The organism is Flavobacterium sp. (assembly GCF_039595935.1).
Classification (GTDB): domain Bacteria; phylum Bacteroidota; class Bacteroidia; order Flavobacteriales; family Flavobacteriaceae; genus Flavobacterium.
The window spans coordinates 544,584-571,226 of sequence record NZ_JBCNKR010000004.1 but is presented as its reverse complement, the minus strand read 5'-3'; the positions used below and the strand labels follow the sequence as shown (position 1 = coordinate 571,226).

The window sequence follows — 26,643 nt, the reverse complement described above, 5'->3', positions numbered from 1 at the left end:
AAAAAAATGAATCAAAATGACTCTTTTTTCGGCCGACCACCGAAAGACAATTTCTATTATTTTAAACAATTTTTGGCTGTAGCAATATTTCTTTTGCTGCCATTTATGAAAGTCCAGTCACAATGCAAAACATTGGTTTGGTCTGATGAATTTAATGGTACTACAGTCGACCTAACCAAATGGCAGAGTATTTCAGGAAATGGCTGTCCTTCACTTTGCGGATTCGGAAATGCTGAGGCTCAGCGTTACGATCCAAATCAGGCAACAATTGTAAAAGAAGGAACAAACAGTTACTTAAACATTGAGGCAAAATATCAGCCAAGCGGTTCTTTTCCGGATCAGCCTTATGCTTCTTCAAAATTAACTACAGAAGGAAAGTATTCACTTAAGTATGGTAGAGTAGAAGCCCGTATGAAATTATCAAACGGACAAGGCGCATGGCCGGCTTTCTGGATGCTTCCGGTTAACGGAAACTGGCCGTATACAGGTGAAATTGATATCATGGAAGCCAAACACAGAAACCCACAATCTGTAGACGGAACGATCCATTATGACGGTAACGGATATCATTTTACAGGCAGAAGTTATAGCTCTCCAACCGATTTATCTTCTGATTTTCACGTTTACGCGGTAGAATGGGGACCAAATTTCATTAAATGGTATGTTGATGATCTTTTATTTCACACCGCAACTCCAAATACTACAGTAAACGGCGGATGGCCTTTTAATGATAGTCAGTTTTATATTATTTTAAATTTGGCTGTTGGTAGTGCAGGAACGCCTTATACGAGTGTAAATGGAGCAGGAGTAGCACCAGTTCCGGGAGATTTTCCGGCTAAATTACAGGTAGATTACGTTCGTGTTTATGACGGAAGTTATAAATATGCCGTTGCAGGCGATGCAAAAGTGTACCAAAACGAAACAGGTAAAACTTATTCTATAAGCGCAATTGCAGGAGCGACTTATAACTGGACAGTTCCTTCGGGAGCGACAATTACGGCTGGACAAGGAACAAATGCTGTAACAGTAAATTGGGGAACTACAGGCGGAGATGTTTCGGTAACGGCAACAACTTCTGGCTGTACGGCAAATACTTATAAATTGGCTGTAGCGACAGAAGCTGCAATTCCTGTTGAGAAAATTCAGGAAGATTTTCAAACAAACAGAAATGTTGTTTACGGAAATAAAACAGGAGTTTTAACAGAAGCGATTGCAAATCCATCTGCAACTGGAATTAATACTTCGGCTTTGGTTGGAAGATACGTTCGTAATTCTTCTGAATTATATGATGTTTTCAATATCAAAAATATCGTAATCAGTAATGCAAATGATTATGTGTCAGGAAGAAAAAGAATCTCTTTTGATTTGTATACTTCGGCACCGGTTGGAACAAAAATTTCTATGCAGTTAGAAAATAGCAATGTTACAACGGCAACTAATTATCCGTCAGGAAGACATAGTGGTTACAAAGCGACTACAACAGTTCAAAATAAATGGGAAACGATTGAATTTGAATTTGAGAAAATAATCGATCCAAACACAAGTGCTTTGACAATCAATAATGTGGTTTTACTTTTTGAATCAAATTCAAATTCGGGAGCAACATATTATTATGATAATTTGTTAACAAGAGCTACACCAGAAAAACCAATTGTTGCCACAGATGTATTGCAGAACTACGATGGCATCAATAAAATTATAAAAGGAACTACAACTGGAACTTATACAGTTGTAGCAAATCCGGGTTCAAATTCCGTTAACTCGTCTGCAAATGTGGCGAGATACGTTAGAAATGTAACCGAACAATACGACGTACTTTTCTTTAACACACAAACTTCAATCGAAGATGCAGGTTTATTCAAAAACCAAACTAATAAAATTATGATTGATGTTTATACAACGGCGCCTGTTGGAACGGTTGTAAGTATGAATTTTGAAAATAGTGCGACTTCGCTTCCTGCAAATTATCCAACGGGAAGAAATAGTAATTATGTAGCGATTACAACGAAACAAAATCAATGGGAAACGCTGACATTTTACTATAATTCAAGTCCAGATGCCGGAACTTCAAACCTGGCAATTAACCAAATGGTTCTTTTGTTTAATTCTGGTTCTTACACAAGTGATACGTATTATATTGATAACATCAGAATTGGTGCAACTAAACTTCCGGATACTTACACACCTGGAGTAGTTTACGAAGATTATCAAAACACACATAATATTACATTTAGAGACGCTATCGGAACTTATACAGCAAACGTAGCCAATCCAAGTGCGACAGGAATTAACACATCTTCAAACGTTGGAAGATACGTTCGTAAGTCAACAGAATTGTATGATAATTTCTCATTCAATACAACTTTAACAAACATTGGAGATTTTAAAGCGGGAACTAAAAAATTCGCTATGGATGTGTATACATCAGCTCCGGTTGGATCAATTATTTCATGGCAGGCAGAAAGCAGTGCTTCGGTTCCGTCAAACTACCCAGTTGGAAGACACAGTATTTATCAGGGAGTTGTAAAACAAACGAATACCTGGCATACGGTAACATTTACATACGTAAGTACGCCAGATGCATCTACTGCAGATAATGAAGTAAATCGTTTTGTTTTCTTATACGAGCCGGGAACAAATTCTGGAAACACATATTATTTTGATAATTTAAGAGCTTTAAATTTAGTTTCTACAGAAACTCCGGCAGGATTACCTTCGCCATGGGTTAGTACAGATTTAGGAGCGGTAACGCCAGCAGGAGAAGCTGCACATTCTAGCGGAACTTTTACTATTAAAGGTTCAGGAACTGATATTTGGGAAACAAGTGATCAGTTTCAATTTGTAAATCAATCCATTACTGGCGATGCTGAAATTATTGCTAAAGTAAATTCGCTTACAAATACCAATACGTACGCAAAAGCGGGAGTTATGTTTAGAGAAACGCTTACGCCAACTTCGAAACACGCTATGACAGATGTTACGCCAGCTGCAGGAGTTGAATTTTTATCAAGAAATACTACTTCGGGAGTAACGGTTGCAGATGTTGCTGCGGGAACTGCACCAAAATGGGTTCGTGTAGTACGTTCTGGAAATGTATTTACTTCTTATATATCTGATAATGGTACAACGTGGACACAGCTTGGAACTCCAAAAACAATTACAATGGCCAATACCATTTATGTTGGAATGGCAGTTACATCTCACGCAAACGGAACTTTAGGAACGGGAGTTTTCAGCGATGTTATTGTTAGAAATATTACACCAAATCCGAATGTGAATTTAGCTTTATCGAAAACAGCAACAGCTTCTACAGAAGAAAATGCAACGCTTTCTGCTAATAAAGCAACAGATGGAGACGGAACAGTTTCAAGATGGGCAAGTTCTTTTGCAAATGCTACAGAATGGATTTATGTTGATTTAGGAAGTAATTACAACTTAAACCGTGTCGTACTGAAATGGGAAGCAGCTTATGCAACGCAATATAAAGTACAGCTTTCTACAGATAATGTTTTCACAGAAAGTGAAACAATCAATACACAAACAGCCAGCGACGGAGGAACAGATGATTTAACCGTAAGCGGAACAGGTAGATATCTTAGAATCTTGTGTACAGCAAAAGCTTTGGCTCCTTACGGATATTCATTGTATGAAATCGAAGCTTATGGATCTGCATCAGCAGCTAAAAAAGCCAATGTTATAGTGGAAGAAAGTAAACCGGAAACTGCTGTTTTTGCAATCTATCCAAATCCGGCAAGCGACTATATTCAAGTTTCAATTCCAGAAAATTTAGACAACAAGATCATTACGATTTATGACAATTCTGGATCGTTGATTCTTCAGAATAATTTGGAAAAAGAAGCTAATGAAAGTGTGATTGATTTGAGCAGACTGAGAAAAGGAATTTATATTCTGAATTTTAAATCAGATCAAAAAAGCTGGACTAAAAAGTTAATTAAGAAATAATTAAAAATCCGTTGGGTGTAATTCGTTTTAAAAATAACCCCCTTATCAAAAGCCGGAATTAAATTTAATAGGATAGCACCGAGAATTACGCCTGACGGATAATAAAACCATTGTTTGAAAATGACTTTGGTTTAGAATCTATTTATGTAACCCCACAATTATTTAAATATGAAAAGCAATAAACTTCAAAGATTTTCAATTTTGACAACACTTTTTCTGGTGTTTTCAACTTTAATGTATGGGCAGGGACCTGTTCCTTTTACCATTAGTAATAATTCAACTTTTGCCGACAGCGATTTATATGTTGCCATTGTTGGTATCGATTATACAACTGGAAACCATGTTTGGGTAAATGCCAAAACGAGTCAGGTTTTACCAATGAGTGCTTCTTACAACACGGTTACAGGACCAACTTATGGTGGAAATACAGGACCGGGACAAAACTCAAAATATGCGGCGTGTTTTACAAAGCTGAGTGAAATTCCAAATAAAACTTTCACTTTGCCATTAATTGCAGGCTGTCGAGTTTTTATTTCTAAAGGTTCGCAGTTGTATTTTTACTTTTTTGGCGCAAGCGGAGCACCGTCAGGATATGCTTCTCCAAATCCGCAAAACGCAACAGATCCGAATCAGGGAATTTTATATGAAATGATCGAATTGACTAATAATCAATATGGTTTCTTCGGAAATCCAACACGTGTAGATTCATATAAATATCCAATGGGATTGGAATTATTTGGAGCAAATGGTTACCAAAAAAGAGTTGGAGATTTAAAAAAACATGCTGATATCGTTGCGGCTTTTAAAGCGAATGTTCCGGCAGAATTTCAAGGTTGTGTAAACGATGCAACGGGCGAAATTACAGCTCCGTCTAAAACTCCCGCTTATGCAGCAGGAGGACCATACGAAAACTACTTAAAATCATATATCGATGCGATTTGGAATAAATACAAAAACGAAGATTTAATATTTTATGCTGGAGATGCCGGAGTTTTTAAAGGAAGAGTTATTGGAGAGCAACTAGAAATGGTAGGACAATCTGGAGGATTTGTTGGCCGTACTGGAAGAGTTCAAAACAGACCAAGTACTCAGGAAGCTCTTGAAGGAAAAGGCGTTCTGGACAGAAGATTAGTCGATGGAGATTTAGATCTTGTAATTCAGGCGCAATTGACAGCGGCAATTAACCGACATGTTGTAAATGTTACAACAGCCAATCCTGGACAGCAAAACTGGTACGACGCATCAAAATATTATCAGGTAAACCCAACTAACCATTATTCTAAATTCTGGCATTTACCGGGAATTAACGTTGATAATCTGGCTTATGGATTTGCTTATGATGATGTTGCAGATCAGTCGCCATCTTTACATTCGCCTCAGCCAACTAAAGTTATAGCTACTTTTGGAGGTTATGCAGGATTAGTTCCTTCAGTTCCGGCTTCAACAGATGTAATTACGGTTTATAAAGATTGTAACTACACAGGTTTCTCTGGCGGATTAACAATTGGAGATTACAATTTAGCACGTTTAAATTCTTTAGGAGTTCTTAATGATGATATTTCTTCATTAAAAGTTGCGCAAGGTTATAAAGCAATTTTATACATGGATGATAATTTTACAGGAACTTCAACCGTAATTACTTCAGATACTTCTTGTTTAAATGCAACGTGGAATGACAAAGTAACTTCTATAAAAATTCTTCCTAACGGTGTTACCACTTTAGGTAACCAGACTTTCTTCCTCCAAAACAGAAACAGTAATTTGTACATGGATGTTTGGACTGCAAGTATGGCAAACGGTGCCGGAATTAATCAAGGTGCTTTAACTTCTGGAAACAACCAGAAATTTACTTTCACGCATTTAGGTGACGGAATGTACAAAATCATAGTCAACCACAGTGGTATGTCTATGGATATTAATAATTTCAATAAAGCAAATGGTGCACGTGTAGAGCAATATCCGTACAATGCGACAACCAATCAGCAGTTTATTTTGGTAGATGCAGGAAGCGGATTTTATAAAATTGTTGCCCGTCACAGCGGAAGAATTGTTGAGGTAGCAGGAGCAAGTACAGCTTCGGGAGCAATTGTGCAGCAATGGGATAACAATAATCAAACTTGCGGACAATGGAAATTAGTTCCGGCAACAACTTCTCAAACTTCAGTTTTAATTCAGGCAGAAGATTATTCAGCAATGAGCGGCATTCAGGTTGAAGCAACTACAGATACTGGCGGAGGATCAAACGTAGGTTACACAGAAACTGGTGACTGGTTAGCATACAACAGTATCAATTTCCCAACAACAGGTTCTTATTTAATTGAATACAGAGTGGCAAGTGCAGTTACCGGAGGAAGATTATCTTCTGATTTAAATGCAGGAGCTATTGTTTTAGGAAATGTTGATATTCCAAATACCGGAGGCTGGCAAAACTGGCAGACCGTTTCTCAGACTGTAAATGTAAATGCCGGAACATACAATTTCGGAATCTACATTCAAAATACAGGAATGAATATCAACTGGATTAAAATTACTAAAGTTGGTGCGGGTGCTGCTGCAAAAACGGCTTCAGTTCAGCCAGCAGAAGAACCAGCAGAAATTGCTTTAAATGTTTATCCAAGTCCGGTTGAAAACACACTTTATGTAACTACAGATCTTTCTGGCGGAAGCGTAAAAATTGTCGATTCACAAACGGGATCTACTGTAGCCTCTCAAAAAATCAGCAATAATAGTTTTGATGTTTCGCATTTGAGACAAGGAATCTATTTTATTGTTTTTGAAAAAGATGGCAAACAAACGATCAAGCGTTTCATAAAGAAATAATTTTAGATTTCAGATTTTAGAGTTTAGATTAAAATGAACCATAACTTCAAGTAAATCTGCAATTTCAGGCTTTAGATTTTAGATAATAATTTAGGCAGTGTTAGTTCTGCAAAATTAGATTGCATAGACAGTCAAATCTAAAATCTAAAGTCTGAAATCTAAAGTCAAAAAAAAATATAACTCAAGAACCGTCCCCAATATTTACGAGTTTATTAATCTATTAAAACAATTATTATGAAAAACAATTACCGAAGAATGCTGCAGAAATGCATGATTATTTTAGTGTTGGGTCTTTTTAATTTTGCTGCAGCTCAGCAGAAAAAAGTGATAGCCTACATTCCAAACTGGATAGACTTGAATGCTTTTTCGAGTACCATTCAGTACAGTAAATTAACGCACATCAATATTGCGTTCGAAAATCCTGATGCCAACGGATATTTGAGTTTTAATTCCGGAAGCAATTCTATTATCAATGCTGCACACGCTCAAAACATTAAAGTTTTTGTTTCCCTTGGTGGAGGTGCGATTTCAGAAGGCGGAGCCATTCGCGACAATTATTTTAATTTAATTACACCTGCAAACAGAACAGCTTTTATTCAAAAACTTTACGACTACGTTGTGGCGCACAACTTTGACGGAATCGACGTAGATTTAGAAGGACCTGCAATCAATGGCGATTACGGAGGATTTGTTATCGCTCTGGCTAATAAATTACATGCCAATGGTAAACTGATCTCAGCAGCGCTTTCAGAAGGATATGGTGGTGCAAATGTACCTGCATCTACTTTTGCGGCTTACGACTGGATCAATATCATGGCATACGATGCAACTGGACCATGGCAGCCAAATAACCCTGGACAACATTCTCCATACAGCATGGCTGTAAATCAATTTAATTACTGGACAGGAAGAGGTTTACCGGCAAGCAAAGCCATTATCGGATTACCATTTTACGGATACGGTTTTGGAGCTTCTGCTAATCAGGGAATTTCTTATGCTAATATTGTAGCGCAATATCCGGGAGCAGAAAATCAGGATCAGGTTGGAAACACAATTTATTATAACGGAATTCCAACCATCAAAGCAAAAACAACTTTTGCGATTCAAAACGCAGGCGGAGTTATGATTTGGGAATTATCTCAGGATGCAACAGGTTCTAAATCTTTACTTACAGCCATTAATCAGGTTATTACAGGAAGCAATCCTCCGGGAACGGGAACTTTAATTCAGGCTGAAAGTTACAACACAATGAGCGGTGTTCAGACAGAAGCGACTACTGATACAGGCGGAGGATTAAATGTTGGATATTGTGATACAGGAGACTGGATGGCCTATTACAACGTAAATTTTCCAACTTCAGGAAATTATGTTATTGAATACAGAGTAGCAAGTGCTGTGAACGGAGCAAGAATTTCTTCTGATTTAAATGCAGGAAGCATCCAGCTTGGAGCGATTAATGTACCGAATACAGGAGGTTGGCAAAACTGGCAGACTATTTCTCAAACCGTAAATGTAAATGCAGGAACGTATAACTTCGGAATTTACATTCAGGCTTCAGGACCAAACATTAACTGGTTTAGAATCACTAAATCGGCTTCAGGTTTAGCAGCAAAATCAGCAGCTCCGGCGGCAGAAACCCCTGCAGATATTGCAAGTGTTACTATTTATCCAAACCCAACAGAAGAAACGCTTTTCTTTAGTTCAGAAGTTTCTGGAGCAAATGTAAGCGTTATCAATTCTGAAGGCGGCGCAACAGTTTCTTCTCAAACTGTAAACAACAACAGCATCGACGTTTCTAGTCTGAAAAAAGGAATTTACCTAATTTCATTAGAAAAAGATGGAATCAAAACGGTAAGACGTTTTATTAAAAAATAAGATCTTAAAAGCACTGTTTCTTCTTTGTTACGACAGAGAAGAAAGTGCTTTTATTTTTAAACACATAGAAACATAGTTCATCTTACTGAAAGAAGACGTTTCACTTGCATGAGTAAACATAGCAAGTGATGCTTTGCTATGTTTAAAAACGAGTTTTCTGAATAATCTTTTTTAGAAATTAAATCTATGTTTCTATGTGTTAAAAAAAACATTTTCAATTTGTAACCCCCTTTAACCCCAAAATATGAAAAATAATTACAGATTTCGGTTAAGTTTACTCTTGATTTTAGCTTTTGGATATTTTGCCACGGCGCAGACTTCTTTAGGTTCAAGTAAAACATTTTTAAATAAAATAAAAAATGAATTAACTTCTTCCGCCACAGCAAAAGGAACAGAAAAAACAATTTTACTTCAGGCAGCCAATTCCAAAAGTTTTAACGGAAAAATTAATTACAAGGAATCAAATGCATCAAGCGAATTTTTGATTGGAGAAATTAAAAATATTGCAGAATCATCTTTTTATATAAAAGTAAAAGACCAATCTCTTGAAGGTCATATTATTTTAAAGAAAACCAGAGAAGCCTATAAATATTATTCTGATGCAAAAGGAAATGCTTTTGTTTCAAAAGTTGATATTAACAGCTTGGTTTGTATTGATTATAAAAACGTTCCTTCAAACACAAATACTGCTGGAAAAACAGCTGCTGCGGCAGAAATTGCTCCGGCATTATTGAATCTGCAAAGTTTGCCGGGCGCTGCTGGCTGTGTTTTATTAGATTTTGACGGATATTATATGCCGGCAGGAAATCTTTGGAACAACGGAAATGCCATTAATGCAGCTCCTTCAGGAATGAGCGATGCAGCCGTACAACAACATTGGGAAGTAGTTTCAGAAGATTATCGTCCGTTTAATTTGAATGTAACCACAAGCGAATCCGTTTTTAATTCTTATCCAAAAAACAGAAGAATGCGTGTTGTAGTTACGCCAACAAATACTGCAGCTCCAGGCGCAGGAGGTGTTGCGTATATTGGTTCTTTTAACTGGGATAATGACGTTCCTTGCTGGGTATTTATCACTTCTGGAAAATCGGGTGGAGATGCTTCTTCTCACGAAGTTGGACATACTTTTGATTTGGGTCACGACGGACGTACAAATCCTGCTGAAGATTATTTCTTAGGATTAGACGGAACTTCGTATGCGCCAATTATGGGGGCGGGTTATTACAGACCTGTTGTTCAATGGAGTAAAGGAGAATATAATTATGCTAATAATTTACAAGATGATGTTGCGATAATTGCAAGTTCTAAATTTGGAGTTGGATATCGTGGAGACGATTATGGAAATAACATTGCTTCTGCAGCAACTTTAGATTATAATGGAAGTGGTCAGATCAATCAAAAAAATGGAATTATTTCTAGTGAAGCCGATTATGATTTCTTCAGTTTTACAACCGGAGGCGGAAATGTGGTTATTAATGCGAATACGGTTTCAAGAGATGGAAACCTGCATCTTTTAATGAGATTGTACAATTCATCAGGAACAGAAATAGGAACATTTTGGAACTCTGATCCGTTTGCTTTAAATGCTACCTTAAATGCAAATCTTTCAGCAGGAAGATATTATGTAGGTGTTGACGGAACCGGAGCAGGAAATGTAGGAAGCGGCGGTTATTCGGCTTATGGTTCTATCGGAAGTTATTCGATTACAGGAACAATTCCGCCGGGAGGAAACATTAGTCCATCTACAGATGTAATTACAGTTTACAAAGATTGTAACTATACAGGTTTCTCTGGCGGATTAACAATTGGAGATTATAACTTAGCGCGTTTAAATTCTTTAGGAGTTTTAAATGATGATATTTCTTCGCTTCGAATTACTCAGGGATATCAGGCAATTTTATATCAGGATGATAATTTTACAGGAGCTTCAACAGTAATTAATTCTGATAATTCATGTTTAAATACAACATGGAATGATAAAGTAAGTTCAATCAGAGTTATTGCAAACGGTGTTACAACTTTAGGAAATCAGACTTTCTTTTTGCAAAACAGAAACAGCGGTTTATATATGGATGTTTGGAATGCAAGCATGACAAACGGAGCAGGAATTAATCAAGGCGCTCTTAATTCAGGAAACAATCAGAAATTTACATTGACTCACTTAGGAGACGGAATGTATAAGATTATTGCCAACCATAGCGGACAGTCTATGGATGTTAATAATTTTAATAAAGCGAATGGTGCGCGTGTAGAACAATATCCGTATAATGGTACTACAAATCAACAGTTTATCTTGGTTTCTACAGGAGACGGATTCTATAAAATTGTGGCCCGTCACAGCGGAAGAATTGTTGAAGTTGCCGGAGCAAGCACAGCTACCGGAGCTATTGTACAGCAATGGGACAATAACAACCAAACTTGCGGACAATGGAAATTAATTGCAACAACAACTTCACAAACATCTACTTTAATTCAGGCAGAAGATTACTCAGCAATGAGCGGAATTCAGGTTGAAGCAACAACAGATACAGGTGGAGGTTCAAACGTGGGTTACACAGAAACTGGAGATTGGCTAGCATACAATAATATTAATTTCCCAACAACAGGTTCTTATTTAATTGAATATAGAGTTGCAAGTGCCGTTACTGGCGGAAAATTATCTTCTGATTTAAACGCGGGAGCTATTTTGTTAGGAAATGTTGATATTCCAAATACGGGAGGCTGGCAAAACTGGCAGACGGTTACACAAACGGTAAACGTAAACGCAGGAACGTATAACTTCGGAATTTATATTCAAAATACAGGAATGAACATCAACTGGATTCGTATTACAAAAGTTGGAGCAGGAGCGCCAGCTGCAGTAATTGCCGAAGAAAAAATAGAAGATTCTGTTTTAAATGTATATCCAAATCCGGTTTCAGAAACGTTGTTTTTTACAAATGATGTTTCGGGAGGAAATATAAAAGTTGTAGATTCTCAAACAGGTAATGTAGTTTCATCACAAAAAATCAATGATAATAGTTTAAATGTTTCGCAATTGAGACAAGGAATTTATTTTGTTGTTTTTGAAAAAGATGGAAAACAAACAATCAAACGTTTTATAAAAAAATAACCCATTTGCCATAATGGTTTTAAATACATTAAATTTTAGGTTTTAATGTAATGGAAGGCTGTCAGAAATGACAGCCTTTTTGATATAAATTGGTTTTTGAGATTTGATTCCATTTATTATGTGTAGTCCCTACGGGACAATTATATTTGGTGATCATATTTTTTTCTACCGATATTTAACTCCTAACGGAGTTTTTAACCTTCGTTATTTAATGTTTCAGAATAACCTCGTTAGAGGTTAAATATCGGTAGAAAATAATATTCACACGACCAACAAATTGTCCCGTAGGGACTATACATTTTTTTAATCAATCAAAAAACACCGCAAAGCACGCAAAGCTTTGTGAACTTTAGTTTTATTTAAAACTCACTTAAAAAACTTAGCGCGCTTTGCGAAAAACCTTTGCGAACTCTGCGGTTAAAAATAACCTCAATAAAAATATTATCATTCCATAACAATAACATAAACACATTTCATCATTAAATCAATAAAATTGCGGTTAATTACTTTTAATAAATTCCCCATTTTGCAAAGCTTCAAAACCTATGAATTTAAAATTTACTTCCCCAATAATTATACTCTTTATAATCCTTTTCAATCATACAATTTTACCCCAGAATTCAAAGAATTTAAACGGAGTTCAGGTCGCTTTTTTATCAGATGTTCACCTTCAGGATTTGTTTGGTACGTTTTCTGATAATGATTTTAAAGGTGTTTTGAATACCAAAACAGGAAAATATACGTTAATAAGAACGATGGCCTCGCAGTTACATTCGACGAGAATTTTCAATGAAAATTATTTTGCCTTCATCGCCGCTCTTGAAGATATTGCAAAAAGAAAGATAAAATACGTAGCACTTCCGGGTGATTACACCGATGACGGACAGCCGATACACGTACGCGGATTGAAGAAAATTTTAGATCAGTACCAAAAAAAATATGGTATTGAATTTTTTATAACCACCGGAAATCATGATCCGGTTGGACCATTTGCTCAGGAATCGGGAAAAGAAGATTTTTTAGGAAAAGAAGGAAAAAGCCAACCCATTTTTAGCAAAGACGGCATGTATAAGCCAAACATGAATATCGAACAGCCAGTTGTCATAACAGCCGATATTGCTAAAATGGGTTATTTAGGCATTACAAATAATCTGCAAAACTTCGGGTTTTATCCGAACAAAAAATACAAATTCTGGGCAACACCTTTTTCGACTTATAATTCTCAGAACTACAATTATAAAAAAGCAGTCGAAGCTTCTCAATTAAATAAAAGAGTTTATAATGTTGCACCCGGATTTGAAGTTCCGGATGTGAGTTATGTCGTAGAGCCAATCGACGGACTTTGGCTTATGGCAATTGACGGAAATGTTTATATTCCGAAGAAAATTGATGGCGATCCAAAAGATCCTAAAAATTATTCGGAAGCAAGCACAGGTTATAATAATGTACTTTCAAATAAAAAGCATCTCATTAAATGGGTTCAGGATATTTCGGCAGAAGCCAAACTTCGCGGAAAAACTTTAGTTGCTTTCAGCCATTTTCCAATGATCGATTTTAATGATGACGCTTCTGCAGAAATAAAAGAATTATTAGGTCCGAATAAATGGCAGTTAAACAGAGTTCCGGTTGAAGAAGTAGCGCAGGTTTTTGCCGATGCGGGTTTGAAAATTCATTTTGGAGGACACATGCACATTAATGATACAGGATTACGCACGACAGCAAAAGGCAATACTTTGGTTAATATTCAAACGCCGTCGCTTGCGGCTTATATTCCGGCTTATAAATTATTGACGATTAAAAAAGATAATCTGGTAGATATTCAAACTATTACAATTGATGAGGTTAAAGGATTTGATGAACTTTTTGATTTGTATAAAATGGAATATCAGTTTTTACAAAGTCAAAATGCAAAAGACATTTGGAATATCGATATTCTTAAAACCAAAAATTACCACGATTTTACCGATTTCCATTTGAAAGAATTAGTCCGTTTGAGATTTTTATCAGACGATTGGCCTTCTGCTTTTAAGGATTTTATTCTGAATGTTTCTGCTCAGGATTTATTGGTTTTAGCTAATATTCAATCGGATAAAGATTTTGATTTTATTCTGAAAAACAAATCTCAATTTCAAAAAGAATGGAACGAAGCCGAAACGAAATCGGAGCAAACTTTAACCCAAAATAATCTCAAAAAAGAAGATTTTAACTGGACAGGAAATGATCTTTTAATTGACTTTTACCGTTTTAGAAGTGCTGATGAACTGGCTCTTGCCGATGTTGGAGAAAAGCGTGTTGCGGCTTATAAAATTGTATCAAAACTATTTTTAGATTCTAAAGAAGAAGCTTCAAAACCTTTGCAAAATCAGATGAAGTTATTTGTTACAATCTTTAATAAATTCATGCATGAAGTTCCCGCAGATCATTTTACTGTTGATTTGAAAACGGGTGCAGTTAAGAGTTTAAAGTAATTTTTAACCGTAAAGTTAAACCCGACAGGTTTTAAAAACCTGTCGGGTTTGCTATTGTGTGTGTATTTTTTTTACGCAAAGGACGCAAAGTTTTTTTCGCAAAGTTTGCCAAGGTTTTTGTTAGCATTTATTAATAAACGTAAAGTTCACAAAGCTTTATCAATACAGCTTTGTGAACTTTGATTTTTATAAAATCTTCTTTAAAAACTTCGCATTCTTTGCGAAAAACCTTTGCGCCCTTTGCGTTAAAAAAATCACAGCCACAACAAAATTGTGACTGTGACTGTAAACTAAAATTTAATTACCATTAACTGGATCAACTCTCACATAAGTTCCGTCATCATATTTAATTTGATAAGGAGAATTAAAGAAAGTACTCGGAAGATAATAATCTGTAGTGATGATTTGTGCTCCAGAAGTTTTGGCTGCGTTGAAATGCGTATAATCATTAGCTCTCGCTTCTTTAGTATCAGCATCGGCTCTGGTTCTTATGATGTAGCCTTTTTTAACTAAATCAGTAATAGAAGCATCTTCAGGATTATTTCTAAAAATCGTTGAAGCTTCCGGTTTTCCAGGTTCGGCGTTGATGAAAACGGCACGTCCTTTTAAAGATGGATGGTTTAAGGCATATAAATCTCTTTTTGCACCATTATTATCCAGAATAAACAAGAATTTTCCTTTTGCTTTTTTCAGCGTTGGCCAGTTGTTGTTTAGCACAGCTTCTTCAAGCGTTTTGTATTTGCCGCGAACCATGTCTGGCGTAATTAGTTTATTTCCTAAACCTTTACGAAGTTCTTTGTCTAAAGCATCAAAAAGTTCAGTTGTAAATTTCTCAGCTTTTGTACCTAAAAAACTATCATCGTCTTTTGGCTCTAATGTAATAAAAACCGGAACGTGGTCAGCATTTGCGTCAGACCATTTTTTTAGTTCTGCAAGACAGTTTTGGAGTGTGTAACAAGAAGTTCTAAAATCAATATCAATCATATGAAAAACTTTAAATCCCGGTTTTTTCATTTCTCCATTCGGGTCGTAAGCTTCCTGCGGTTTTACAAGATCAAGCCCTTTTGGATGTGTAAATTTTCCACCTTTTACATCGCCCTGAACATCAATTTCTAATTGGCGCAAACCCATATTTAATTGATCTGTAATAGAAATGTGTGTGTATTGTAAACCTTTTAAAGAACGCGTAGTATCTTTTGCCTGAATAAAATTGTATAAATCCGGCTCGATATTGTGACGGTAACTGTTATGCGAGCCAATAACTTGAATTTGGTTGATTTTTAAGTCGTCATTTTGCGCCTGACTCAATTGTATTGTCCCCGCAAAAAGCAATGCAAACAAAATTTGTTTCATGATTTTTAGATGAAATTAAGATTAAAAAGTATGGAGACGCAGCAATAGAGAATTGCATTTTAGAGAATACTAAAGTAGACTTGGAATTTAATTTTTGTGTTAGCTAAACGAAAAGAAATCGCAAACCAACTGTCATTTTTGCCTGAAAATAGTAGTATTATTAAAACAAAAACATTTGAAATTTAATTTAAAGATAACTTTCAGGCAAAAAGTATTGGTATAACATTTCCTTATTTTACATCAATTAATGTTACCAAAATTACCAATGAAGAATCCTGAAATTTTTGAAAAAACGTATACTGATTACTGGCAGAAACTCAATGCCTTTTCTTATGCAATGACTCAGGATAAAGATTTGGCACAGAACATTGTTCAGGATGTTTTTATTGATTTATGGGAACGAAAAGACGATTTAAATATCAATGCAATTGAACCTTATTTATTTCGTGCTGTAAAAAATCAGATTTTTAAACATTACCAAAATAATCGTTTTGATAAGACGATTATGGAAGACAAATTTGAGGACTACATTATCGACAATTTTCAGTCGATCGATCCTGAAGTAATGGATTTACTTTATTCCTTATTAGACAAACTTCCGGAAAAAAGAAAAGAAGTTTTATTAATGTATAAATTTCAGGATATGTCAATTGAGCAAATTGCAGATGAACTTGGAATTTCAAAACAAACGGTGAAAAACCAAATTTCATCGGCATTAAAACAATTGCGTGAAGGCTTGAAAGACTTGGCCTGGCTGGCTCCAATCATCTTTTTTAAACAAAATTTTTAAGATAACTTTCTGTTAATGGTTTCATAATATTTCCGGATAGTACGATTTTAAACTTTCGGTACTTATAGGTAACAATAAGTATTATGATAAAAAGAATCAAGCATAGTTTAGAATATCTAATAGATAAAAGTTCTCGAAATAAAACTTCAGAAGCAGAAGAAAATCTGCTGACTAATTTCGCTTTAAGCGAATATCAAAAATCAAATTGGGATGAAACTTCAATGGGAAATTCTGATGAAGTTTCTAAAAATATATACGATGGAATTCAGCTTCGAATGGTAAAGAAGAAAACCATCAATCCTTATATAAAATATATGGCCGCTGCCAGTATTCTTTTTCTTGCTGGTTTAGGTTTTTTCTTTAAAACTGAAATTACTGCAGAAAAACAATTAGCATTTAAAACGTCATCGATTCCCAAATCTATCCAATTAAGTGACGGCTCGAAAATTTATCTGGCAGCAAACTCATCATTTCAGTATCCTGAAAAATTCGAAGGCAGCGAAAGAAAAGTGACTTTATTAAAAGGGAATGCTTTTTTTGAAGTTGCCAAAGACAAAAAACATCCTTTTATCATTACATCGGGCGAAGTAAAAACAAGAGTTGTAGGAACTTCTTTCCACATCCAAATGTCAAAATCTAAATGCGAAGTAATTGTCGTTACCGGAAAAGTAAATGTTACTTCAAAAGGACAGAGCGTTGATTTGGTTCCGAATGAAGAAGCCGTTTTTGAATCACAAAAACTGATAAAACAAATGGCAGATAAATCATTTTTGGTCAATTGGTACAATACCGATATAACGCTGGATCAAACGACATTGAAAAATGTTATCACGATTTTACAATATAAATACGGAGTTTCATTTCAGTACGATAATGAGCAGGTATTAGCAACGCCGTTAACGGTTTTCATTAAAAAAGACGCAGCATTAGAGAATGTTTTAGATCAAATAAATTATATCACAAACCTAAAATTTAAAGTTTATGGCGAAATAGTAAAAGTGGATTAAAAACAAAAAAGCAGCTGCTGAGAACAACTGCCATTAATAATTAAGTATCGTAAAAAAACCAATAACTTAAATCATGTATTTTAAACCTTCTTATTTAAATCTAAAGAGTTTTATCTTTTTAGTACTAGCGTTACTGACCATTGAGAGTGGTTTTAGTAAAACTATTTTAAAAAAATCAAAAGTAGAAAATAAAATAGAAAAAGCAACTCTGGTTTCTATTTTTTCAAAATTAAGCCAGCAGACAGATTATAAATTCAGCTACGGACAAGCTGTAATTGCTGATAATACGACATATACCGTAAATTATTCGGGAGAATCAGTTACTTCAATTTTAAGTGACCTTTCTAAAAAAGCTAGTTTCAATTATAATATTAATGGAAAATTAGTTTTAATTCAAAAAACAGCTGCGCCAAAAGCTGTAAATACTAAAGCAGTTGAAAGAATTAAAGTTAAAGGAAAAATTGTTGACGAAAACAAAGTGCCAATTCCGGGAGCAACTGTAATGGAATCAGGAAGTTCTAACGCAACAGTTACAAATTTTGATGGAGAATTTGAGCTTACAGTTGGAGAAGGAAAAAACATCGAGGTTTCGTACATGGGGTATAAAACTAAAACTATTGCAGCGCAAAGTGGTTTTATGACAATCCAATTAGAACCAAATGCAGCAGAATTAAATGAGGTTTTGGTTGTAGGTTATGGAAAACAATCAAAAAAAGACGTTACCGGAGCAGTTACACAATTAGAAGCTGCCAATTTCAAACAAGGTGTAAACGTTTCTGTAGATAATTTAATTCAGGGTAAAGTTGCCGGTGTACGTGTGGTAAACACAAGTGGAGAGCCTGGAGCTGGAGTAAACGTAACCATTCGTGGAGTTGGATCTATCAGAAGTGGTAGTACACCTTTATTTGTTGTAGACGGAATGCCATTGACAAATGATGACGTAAGCCCTTCAGGAAGTAATGTTGGATTTGGAAATTCAACAGCAAAAAATCCATTAAACTTTTTAAATACAAGTGATATCGAATCGATCACAGTTCTTAAAGATGCTTCGGCTGCAGCGATTTACGGTGCAAGAGGATCAAACGGAGTGGTTTTGGTTACAACTAAAAAAGGTTCAAAAGGTGAAGGAACATTAACTGTTGATTCTTATATGGGAGTTTCTTCTGTTGCACATAAATTAGATGTTTTAAATGCAAGCCAATATAGAAGTGCTATTAAAGATCCGGCTTTTGATCATGGAGGAAACACAGACTGGCAAGATGTAATTTACAGAAGTGCCGTTACTACAAACAATGCGATTTCTTTTGCAAAACAAACAGAATCAGGAAATTATTATGCATCTGTTGCACAAATGGATCAGGAAGGAATTATTCGTAACAGTAATTTCAAACGTCTTTCGGGTAGAATTAATGCTGCTGAATCGTTTTTAGACAACAAACGTTTAAAATTAAAAATGAACCTTACGGCGAGCCAGACTACAGATGATGGAATTCCTACAAGTGACGACGGAGGATCAAACGGTCAGCTTATCGTTCATACTTTAATGGCAAACCCAACAAGATCAGTTTTTGATGCTAACGGAAACTATACAAACTTTAACATGAATGCGCATTATAACCCAGCTTATTTATTGAGTATTTATGAAGATCAAACACGTACGTTGAGAGTTTTAGGAAATTTTGAAGCGTCTTTAAGAATCATCGACGGTTTAGAATATAAATTAAACGTGGGTATTGACCGTTCTGCAGCTGAGCGTAATAGTACGATTTATCCAAACTTAACAGATTTAAATCCAAAAGGAAAATATGTACAGCAGAATTTAGATTCTAAAAACTCTTTAGTTGAGCACTATTTGACTTACAATGTAGCACTTGACAAACATAAAATCGAAGCTCTTGGAGGTTTCTCTTATCAAAAATTTGAAAGATCAGGAACAAGTTTCAGTATCGACGGAATCTCTGCTCAGGGAGTTGGTGTAAAACCATCAATTAATCCAGGTTTTGCAGGAACACAATCAGGAACAACTGGTTATGCTCAGGAAAATGAATTACAATCTTATTTTGGAAGATTAAATTATTCTTTTAATGAAAAATATCTTTTAACAGCTTCGATGAGAGCCGATGGTTCTACACGTTTTGGTGAAAACAATAAATACGGTTACTTTCCTTCATTTGCTTTAGGATGGAATATTTCTAAAGAAAATTTCTTAGAAAATGCCACTGCAATCAATAACTTAAAACTTAGAGCGAGCTGGGGACAAACTGGAAATCAGGAAGTTCAAAATAAATTGACTAAAGCAAGTTATTCTTTATCTGGACCAGACGGATATTATTTATATGATGATTTGAATTTGGTTAACGGAGTTTCTGTAACCAGAACTGCAAATCCTGATTTAAAATGGGAGGTTGTTACGCAATATAATTTTGGTTTAGATTTCAATTTATGGAATGATAAATTGTACGGAACTCTTGATTATTTCAACAAAACAACTACAGATGCAATCTTAAACATTCCGTCTCAGCCATTAAGCCAAACAACAACAATCTGGACAAATATTGATCAGGGAAAAATTATCAACAAGGGTATTGAGATCATGTTAGGTTCAAAAATTGTTGACACTAAAGATTTTAGCTGGAATGTAGATGTGAACGGAGCAACATTAAACAATAAAATTGAAGATTTACCGGTTTCAGAAATTTTAACAGGAACAATTTCAGGACCTGGACAATCTGGAGTAAATGCTAATATTTACAAAAGCGGTTATGCTGCTGGTTCATTTTATTTGTTAGAGCATACCGGATTTGACAGTAAAGGCGGAAATATCTTTAAAGATCAAAATGGAGACGGAAAAATTGATAACAGCGACAGAATTATTATCGAAGGAGCTTTACCAACTTTTTACTACGGACTTAACAGTGACATGAGATACAAAAACATTAGTTTTTCATTCTCAATCATTGGACAAACAGGTGGTTATTTGTTGAATAATACTGGATTAAATGCCTTAAATATCAACAACCTTGCATCAGACAGAAACGTTGCTACAGGATATTATGAGTCTGGTGCAAACCCAACAAACTCACCAATTTTATCTACACTTTTCTTAGAAAAGTCTGATTTTATCAGATTGAATACGGCACGTATTGGTTACAATTTTGATTTAAAAGGTCTAAACTGGATCAACGGATTAACACTTTATGTAACGGGTAATAACTTAATTACAATTACAAATTATACAGGATATGATCCGTTAGTTAATACTCCTAAATCAAACGCAGGAAACCAATCTATCGGTATTGATTATGCGGCTTACCCAACTTCGAGAACGTTCAGTTTTGGAGCAACTTTAAAATTATAAATCATGAAGACAAAGACATTTTTTAGCATAAAAACTTTAACATTATTCTCTTTCATTTTTCTTCTAAACAGCTGTACAGATTTAGATGAAGTTTTTTTGGATGAAATACCAGGAAATAGCGTTTCAGACCCTGCAGGTTCTCTTGCAGCTGCTTACGACAGACTTGGAGACGGAACTTTTACAGATCACGGAGCAGTTTTTGCCATGCAGGAATATACTACAGATGAAGCTATTTTACCAACTCGCGGAAGTGACTGGGGAGACGGTGGAAAATGGAGAGATATGCATGAATTTACATGGAGTTCAAGCAATGCTATCATAGTAAGCAACTGGGATTTATTAACAAACGGTATTACACGTAGTTTAACAGCTATTCAGTCAGCAGAGCAAAGTACGATTCCTGAAAAACAATTGTTTCTTGCAGAAGCAAAAGCGCTTTTAGCTTATTATACGTACACAACTTTAGATTTATACGGACAAGCTCCTTACAGAGATCCAATGGATTCTAAAGCTCCTTTGCAAATTTTAAAAGCAGATACTCAAATTGATCAGTTAATTAAAGATGTGGAAGCTATATTGCCTGATTTGGCTGATATTGGTTCTCAAAGAACGTATCACGGAAGATTCACTAAACAAGCAGGTTATGCTTTTTTAGCTACCATGTATTTGAATCGTGCGACATTTAAAGACCGTTACAATGCTTCATCAAATTTCAATTTTAATGAACCAGCGGTATCAGGCACAGGAACAGATATGGATCGCGTTATCTATTATACTTCATTATTGATTGATTCCGGGAAATTTAGTTTAGAAAGCGATTTCTTTAAAAACTTTGCAAGAGATAATAACAACGGAAAAGAATTAATTTTCGCCATTTCTCAAAAAATAGATTACATCAGAAACGGATCTAACAGTTTTGCTTATGTATGTATGGAGCGTAACCAGAGAACTTCTGCTTTAAACAGAGGGACAAATGCAGCATGTACAACTCCTGAATTTTACGCAAGCTGGGACGGAAACCACGATGATCCAAGATTTGAACAGCATTATCAATATGCTGATGGTACATGGTTTATGAATGATGGTACAGACGTAAGTGTTCCTGCAACAGATATCGTTCCTAAAAGCAGCCCGGCACAACCATGGTTCCATTTTAACAGAGGAATTCAGGCTGGACTTCAGTACGGACCTATATTGTTACCGTCTGGATCTCTTGAAATGGTAGGAAACCGTATTAAAGTTTCTCCATTATATATGGAAAAAAGTACAGCAACAAGAATGAATTTCACACCATCATTAACGTTTGCAGATCCTACAAAATCTGTTTTTGCTCAAAACGAAATCAATCAGGGAGCTCGTGTATTTAAATATGAGTTTGATCCGGAAGGAGGAAATGGAAACAGTAATGTTGATATTCCATTATTCCGTTTAGGAGGAATGTACGCTATGAGAGCAGAGGCACTTTTCAGAAAAGGAAACGTAGGTCCGGCAATGGATGATTTAAATAAATTACGTACCAGCAGAAAAAGAGAATCTTTATATGGAAATGCTCCGGGAAAAGCACTTACTTCATTAGATGCAGCGCAATTATATAAAGAATTAGGTTTCGAATTATATTGGGAATTACAAAGAAGACCAGAAAGCATTCGTTTCGGAAAATTTGATTTAGCCGGAACTGCAAAAGCAGCCACTCTGCCGTTCAGAAGATATTTTCCAATTCCACAAACCGTAATCGACCAAAAATTCTTTAAACAAAACCAAGGATACAACTAAGAATTTGTGTTAGTTTATTTTTTATTTTTTTTTGAAAAAAGCCTGTTTCGGAAGAAGCAGGTTTTTTCTTTTTAAGGGACTAAGAGTCTAAGATGCTAAGGTTCTAAGGCTTTTTTATATAGGCTTACTCAGGGCGTTTTTCTTTGTAGATTTTGTTATTATCATCTAATAGAAAAAAAGCTCAGAACCTTAGCATCTTAGAGCCTTAGAATCTTAAAAAAATATAATAAACATTTAAGAAAAATGTAAGATTTAACTATCATAAAATCAGTAAATTTGAGTAACATTTGATATTCTACATCAAAATGAAACAATCTATTTAAATAACTCAAAAAGTGTAAAAAATCATGATACATCAAATTGACACTACCGATAATATTGTTGCCTTTAGAGCATTGGCAGAAGTAACAAAAGAAGACTTTTTAACCGCTGTAGTTCCGGCTGTTGAGCATCTGGTAAAACAAACTAACGAAATCAATTTTTTATTGGTTCTGGATACTGATATTAAAAACTTTACCGCCGGCGCATGGCTGCAAGATGCACTTTTAGGATTGAAACATTTAGGAAAATGGAACAGAGCCGCCATAGTAACTGATTCTGAAGATATTATTTCTTTTACAAATGGATTTAGTTATGTCGTTCCGGGAGAATTTCACGGTTTCAAAAAAGAAGCATTTAATAAAGCTTTGAATTGGGTAGAAGGAAATATTAACCTTCCCGCCAATTAACAATTATAAATTATCAATTATCAATTGTAAATTATCAATTGTAAATTATAAAACATGACATTAATAGAAAATGCCCGTTAGGTTTAAAACCATAACGGGCATTTTCGCAATTAGCAAACGTTACTTTTAATTACTTTGCTAGTTTTTTATAAACGGCTGCTGATAATAAAGGCAGTGCAAGCCCTCCAACAACAGCGGCAGCTTTATTATGTCCTGTTCTCTTTAAAACGGCACCAACTAAAAGAGAGCCAATTCCGGCCATAGTCAGTTGTTTTACAGAAAGATTATTAGTACTGTTTTCGAGAGGCTTGATTCCGTGCAAAAGTGGGTCTATGAATTGTAAATTTTCCATGATTGTTATTTATTTAGTTAAACGTATTTTTATTTGTTGATCGTTTTTTCATTATCAGTTTCGTTTTCGATTTTTTCAATCTCTACTTTTTCTTTCTTTATTGCCTGTCTTAAAAGAGCAAAAAGACTCATGTAAACATTCGCCATAAACACCAGCGAAAATCCGGCCAAAATATAACCGCGCCAGTCGTTTAACAAAAGTTTATAATCTGTAAAAATCAAAAAAGCAATTGTGACATAATGACTAAAGCAATATTCACAAGTAAGCAGATAAAAGAACTTTCTTGACAAAATATATCTGTCATTTTGTGAACGTTTTACACACCATTCGTGAGGTTCTCTAAAAATCTCTTCATGCGTAACAGTCCAGCTTATACAGGCTATTGGAACTGCTAATACAAAAAGCCAGATAATTTGAGTTGCTATAGTCATAAACTAATTTTGTTTGAACTTTTTAATTATTCTCTCGGATGATTTTCAGGATAATGTTCGGCGTCAAAATCATCTAATTCCTCATCATTATCAAGATCACCGTCTTTTTCAAGATCATTTTCATAATCCAGTTGAGGGTCATAATCTTCATCAAAATCATCTTTTTCGCCATCATTTGTAATGGCATCATCTTCGTTGATAATTCTTTCCTCATTCGGAATATTCTCTGATCTCACATTCGTGTTTTTTTCGAAATCCTGTTCAGGATGTTTCAAGTCCTCAATAAATTCTTCCTGATATTGATACGGATCTTCATCTCTGGCGTAATTGTCATTATCAACCAGCGTGTTTTGTTCGTTATAGTCAGGATCGCTTTCGCCAAATTCCTGATTATTTTCTTTCTTTAAATCCTTTTTGTATTGATCTTCATTAGAATACGTTCCGTCTACAAGCGTATTTTGATCTATAAAATCAGGGTCTGTGTGTCCATATTCGAAGTTGCTTTGCTTTTCCATAACGTTGTTCTTTAGATAGATTAATAATTACTTTCTGTCGATTCGTTTCTTTTGGCTTTTAAATATTTTTATGGCTTATAATTTATTTGTTTTACAAATTTAATATCCAGACAGTCGGAATATCTTACAGGAAAATAAATTATAGTTCTATAATTAACAGTTACTTATAATGTGAAAATTGCATGATTGCGTGGAAAACAGCCAGAAAATAAGTCAATCAAATGTCTCTGCAGTACAAATCTTAAATAATATTTTTTCTATTGAACATAATAGATAGAACCATTTTTTATCGTCACTTTTTTTAATTTTCCCTGACCGAACAATTCTTCCAAAATAATTTTTGCATCATCAACGGAAATATTATGAATAACAGCATATTCCTTTGTTGTCAATGTTGGATAAATTTGAAAAATGGATAATGTATTTTCGTTTAAAAATGGTTTCTTTTTAGCTTCGGGATACAAAGCCAGTAAAGCATTTTCATAATTCGAATAAGGTTTAGAACCATAAACGGTTAATTGATTATTGTTTTCATCAGAAAAAAAGAAAGTCGGAAAACCTCTTACGCCAAGTTTTTTAGCAAGACTCAAATCATCCTGAAACAATTTTTTAGCATCACCTTCATAATCAGTTTTTAATTTCTCAATATTGAGATTTGCCAGTTTTGCCGCCTCGGCAATGTTTTCCCATTTTGCAATGTTTTTCTTTTCCAGATATAATTTCTCACGAAGAATGCGCATAAATAGTATCGCTTTTTCTTTGTTCTGAATTTGAGCCGCTTTCATAGCAATACATGAAGGATAAGAAGAATCCAGCGGATCTTCAAGCCAGACATTTCCATCAATTGGCATTTCATAATATAAACTAGCTTCATCCCAATGATGTGCAACGTCAGATGGTTTACTAATTCCGCCGCTGTTATAACTCCAGTCTGGCAGTAAACCGCCCATACGATAATCAATTTCGAAATACTCACCATATTCCAGTTTTAATTTTCTTAATTGAGGCTCAATTCCCCAGCAGGAAGAACAAATAGGATCTGTATAATAAATAATTTTCAAAGGTTTGTTTTTAGCAGCTATAGAAATTTTTTCATTTGATTTTTCGCGGAAAGGCATTTCGCATGTTCCGCTTACAGGATCGCACAATAACGGATTTGTTTTATTTTCGTTCATTTTAGAATTTGTTTGTGATCGACAGCATGTACTGAAAATCAGGGTTAACAACAGTAATAGTATTTTCATATAACTGTTTTAGTTTACGCTTTAGGTTAAAATTTATACTTTTACACAAAGTTCGTTTGTAATTAATCACAAGTCAATTAGTCTAAAAAACATGACTACCGAAAACCAATCAGAAAAAGAAAATGAATGTCCGGCAGAAGGACTTTTAAAACTGCTTTCGGGCAAATGGAAACCTCAAATTTTTTTATTGGCTGTTGAAGGCCCAATTCGCTTCAACGGACTTTTACGAGATTTAAAAGGTTCTAATAAACAATCTGTTTCTGTGGCACTTCGCGAACTGGAAGATTTTAAACTTTTAGATAAAAATGTCATTAAGTTAAAACCACTTCACATTGAATATACTCTATCTGAAAAAGGAAAATCTTTGATTCCTGTTTTCAGGCAATTGGAGTTTTTCTCTGAGAAATAAGATTAAAATTTATAAATCTAATTTTAAAATTAAAAATATGAAAAAGCTACTTTTAATTTTACTTTTATTAATAAAAGCACCGGCAGTTTTTGCACAAAACCAGACTGAAGAACCTTCATCAAAAAAAATTATTGGTGCCTGGTATTCTGATGCTAACCGAAGTATAAAATGGGTATTTAATCCAGACGGAAAAGTATATAATTATAACAATGATGCTTTTAAAGTAATGTATCGATATACAATTTCACACAGCTGCCAGAATAATTCAGATGATGATGCTGAATTTATAACCTTAATGGACAAAGACGGAGATGAATTTTGTTTTAAAATAAATGCAGTAAACGAAAATAAAAGCGGAATTTTATCTTTAATAAACATGAACACCATGCAGCCTCTGCTGTTTGTAAACAACCTAAACATACAGATTCTGAAGTAGGAAGCTATA

At 34.9% G+C, this 26,643-nt stretch carries 17 protein-coding genes; 12 read left to right on the top strand and 5 right to left on the bottom strand.

Annotated elements, in window-relative coordinates:
* Positions 1-6 precede the first annotated feature (6 nt).
* From ABDW27_RS02625 to ABDW27_RS02605, 5 genes are all read left to right on the top strand, one after another.
* Positions 7-3,963, top strand: a complete 3,957-nt coding sequence (locus ABDW27_RS02625; RefSeq protein ID WP_343694503.1) for a family 16 glycosylhydrolase — start codon at positions 7-9, stop codon at positions 3,961-3,963.
* A 168-nt stretch (positions 3,964-4,131) separates the two neighbouring features.
* On the top strand, positions 4,132-6,783 hold the full coding sequence (locus ABDW27_RS02620; protein ID WP_343694502.1) for a beta-1,3-glucanase family protein: 2,652 nt from the start codon (positions 4,132-4,134) through the stop codon (positions 6,781-6,783).
* Positions 6,784-7,017: 234 nt separating this feature from the next.
* Positions 7,018-8,658, top strand: coding sequence for a glycosyl hydrolase family 18 protein (locus ABDW27_RS02615; protein WP_343694501.1), 1,641 nt, complete (start codon positions 7,018-7,020; stop codon positions 8,656-8,658).
* Positions 8,659-8,902: 244 nt separating this feature from the next.
* Positions 8,903-11,770 (top strand): RICIN domain-containing protein, encoded by a 2,868-nt coding sequence (locus tag ABDW27_RS02610; protein ID WP_343694500.1) that lies wholly within the window; start codon positions 8,903-8,905, stop codon positions 11,768-11,770.
* A gap of 545 nt (positions 11,771-12,315) precedes the next feature.
* Positions 12,316-14,238 (top strand): metallophosphoesterase, encoded by a 1,923-nt coding sequence (locus tag ABDW27_RS02605; RefSeq protein WP_343694499.1) that lies wholly within the window; start codon positions 12,316-12,318, stop codon positions 14,236-14,238.
* A 297-nt stretch (positions 14,239-14,535) separates the two neighbouring features.
* Here the strand turns inward: ABDW27_RS02605 and ABDW27_RS02600 are convergent, their stop codons facing one another.
* Positions 14,536-15,591, bottom strand: coding sequence for a phosphatidylinositol-specific phospholipase C1-like protein (locus ABDW27_RS02600; RefSeq protein WP_343694498.1), 1,056 nt, complete (start codon positions 15,589-15,591; stop codon positions 14,536-14,538).
* Between the two features lie 265 nt (positions 15,592-15,856).
* On the opposite strand from ABDW27_RS02600, the gene ABDW27_RS02595 reads away from it, so the two are divergent.
* The 5 genes from ABDW27_RS02595 to ABDW27_RS02575 all read left to right on the top strand — a co-directional run bounded on the left by ABDW27_RS02595 (position 15,857) and on the right by ABDW27_RS02575 (position 23,247).
* Positions 15,857-16,381, top strand: a complete 525-nt coding sequence (locus ABDW27_RS02595; protein WP_343694497.1) for an RNA polymerase sigma-70 factor — start codon at positions 15,857-15,859, stop codon at positions 16,379-16,381.
* An 83-nt stretch (positions 16,382-16,464) separates the two neighbouring features.
* Positions 16,465-17,388 carry a FecR family protein gene (locus tag ABDW27_RS02590; RefSeq protein WP_343694496.1) on the top strand — a complete coding sequence of 308 codons (924 nt, stop codon included), beginning with the start codon at positions 16,465-16,467 and terminating at the stop codon, positions 17,386-17,388.
* 73 nt (positions 17,389-17,461) lie between these two features.
* Positions 17,462-20,746, top strand: a complete 3,285-nt coding sequence (locus tag ABDW27_RS02585) for a TonB-dependent receptor (protein ID WP_343694495.1) — start codon at positions 17,462-17,464, stop codon at positions 20,744-20,746.
* A gap of 3 nt (positions 20,747-20,749) precedes the next feature.
* Positions 20,750-22,519 (top strand): RagB/SusD family nutrient uptake outer membrane protein, encoded by a 1,770-nt coding sequence (locus ABDW27_RS02580; protein WP_343694494.1) that lies wholly within the window; start codon positions 20,750-20,752, stop codon positions 22,517-22,519.
* 347 nt (positions 22,520-22,866) lie between these two features.
* Positions 22,867-23,247 (top strand): STAS/SEC14 domain-containing protein, encoded by a 381-nt coding sequence (locus ABDW27_RS02575; RefSeq protein ID WP_053471925.1) that lies wholly within the window; start codon positions 22,867-22,869, stop codon positions 23,245-23,247.
* A gap of 130 nt (positions 23,248-23,377) precedes the next feature.
* Here ABDW27_RS02575 and ABDW27_RS02570 read toward each other — a convergent pair whose 3' ends face one another.
* The 4 genes from ABDW27_RS02570 to ABDW27_RS02555 form a co-directional block, all read right to left on the bottom strand.
* Positions 23,378-23,599: a PrgI family protein gene (locus ABDW27_RS02570; RefSeq protein ID WP_343694493.1), complete on the bottom strand. Its 222-nt coding sequence runs from the start codon at positions 23,597-23,599 to the stop codon at positions 23,378-23,380.
* A 29-nt stretch (positions 23,600-23,628) separates the two neighbouring features.
* Positions 23,629-24,030: a hypothetical protein gene (locus ABDW27_RS02565; protein WP_343694492.1), complete on the bottom strand. Its 402-nt coding sequence runs from the start codon at positions 24,028-24,030 to the stop codon at positions 23,629-23,631.
* 26 nt (positions 24,031-24,056) lie between these two features.
* Positions 24,057-24,545, bottom strand: coding sequence for a hypothetical protein (locus tag ABDW27_RS02560; RefSeq protein WP_343694491.1), 489 nt, complete (start codon positions 24,543-24,545; stop codon positions 24,057-24,059).
* Between the two features lie 257 nt (positions 24,546-24,802).
* Entirely contained in the window at positions 24,803-25,720 is a 918-nt protein-coding gene (locus ABDW27_RS02555; protein WP_343694490.1) for a DsbA family protein, read from the bottom strand.
* 160 nt (positions 25,721-25,880) lie between these two features.
* Between ABDW27_RS02555 and ABDW27_RS02550 the strand changes: the two genes are divergently transcribed.
* Both ABDW27_RS02550 and ABDW27_RS02545 read left to right on the top strand, forming a co-directional pair.
* A complete protein-coding gene (locus ABDW27_RS02550; protein ID WP_343694489.1) occupies positions 25,881-26,198 on the top strand; it encodes a helix-turn-helix domain-containing protein in 318 nt (105 codons plus the stop codon).
* A 37-nt stretch (positions 26,199-26,235) separates the two neighbouring features.
* A complete protein-coding gene (locus ABDW27_RS02545; RefSeq protein ID WP_343694488.1) occupies positions 26,236-26,634 on the top strand; it encodes a hypothetical protein in 399 nt (132 codons plus the stop codon).
* Positions 26,635-26,643: the final 9 nt, after the last annotated feature.

Bases quoted from the DNA above. Each gene is read 5' to 3' on its own strand.
- ABDW27_RS02620 (WP_343694502.1), top strand. From the start codon at position 4,132: ATGAAAAGCAATAAACTTCAAAGATTTTCAATTTTGACAACACTTTTT.
- ABDW27_RS02595 (WP_343694497.1), top strand. From the start codon at position 15,857: ATGAAGAATCCTGAAATTTTTGAAAAAACGTATACTGATTACTGGCAG.
- ABDW27_RS02570 (WP_343694493.1), bottom strand. From the start codon at position 23,599: ATGGAAAATTTACAATTCATAGACCCACTTTTGCACGGAATCAAGCCT.
- ABDW27_RS02545 (WP_343694488.1), top strand. From the start codon at position 26,236: ATGAAAAAGCTACTTTTAATTTTACTTTTATTAATAAAAGCACCGGCA.
- ABDW27_RS02575 (WP_053471925.1), top strand. From the start codon at position 22,867: ATGATACATCAAATTGACACTACCGATAATATTGTTGCCTTTAGAGCA.
- ABDW27_RS02600 (WP_343694498.1), bottom strand. From the start codon at position 15,591: ATGAAACAAATTTTGTTTGCATTGCTTTTTGCGGGGACAATACAATTG.
- ABDW27_RS02610 (WP_343694500.1), top strand. From the start codon at position 8,903: ATGAAAAATAATTACAGATTTCGGTTAAGTTTACTCTTGATTTTAGCT.
- ABDW27_RS02625 (WP_343694503.1), top strand. From the start codon at position 7: ATGAATCAAAATGACTCTTTTTTCGGCCGACCACCGAAAGACAATTTC.
- ABDW27_RS02590 (WP_343694496.1), top strand. From the start codon at position 16,465: ATGATAAAAAGAATCAAGCATAGTTTAGAATATCTAATAGATAAAAGT.
- ABDW27_RS02605 (WP_343694499.1), top strand. From the start codon at position 12,316: ATGAATTTAAAATTTACTTCCCCAATAATTATACTCTTTATAATCCTT.
- ABDW27_RS02565 (WP_343694492.1), bottom strand. From the start codon at position 24,030: ATGACTATAGCAACTCAAATTATCTGGCTTTTTGTATTAGCAGTTCCA.
- ABDW27_RS02615 (WP_343694501.1), top strand. From the start codon at position 7,018: ATGAAAAACAATTACCGAAGAATGCTGCAGAAATGCATGATTATTTTA.
- ABDW27_RS02580 (WP_343694494.1), top strand. From the start codon at position 20,750: ATGAAGACAAAGACATTTTTTAGCATAAAAACTTTAACATTATTCTCT.
- ABDW27_RS02560 (WP_343694491.1), bottom strand. From the start codon at position 24,545: ATGGAAAAGCAAAGCAACTTCGAATATGGACACACAGACCCTGATTTT.
- ABDW27_RS02585 (WP_343694495.1), top strand. From the start codon at position 17,462: ATGTATTTTAAACCTTCTTATTTAAATCTAAAGAGTTTTATCTTTTTA.
- ABDW27_RS02555 (WP_343694490.1), bottom strand. From the start codon at position 25,720: ATGAACGAAAATAAAACAAATCCGTTATTGTGCGATCCTGTAAGCGGA.
- ABDW27_RS02550 (WP_343694489.1), top strand. From the start codon at position 25,881: ATGACTACCGAAAACCAATCAGAAAAAGAAAATGAATGTCCGGCAGAA.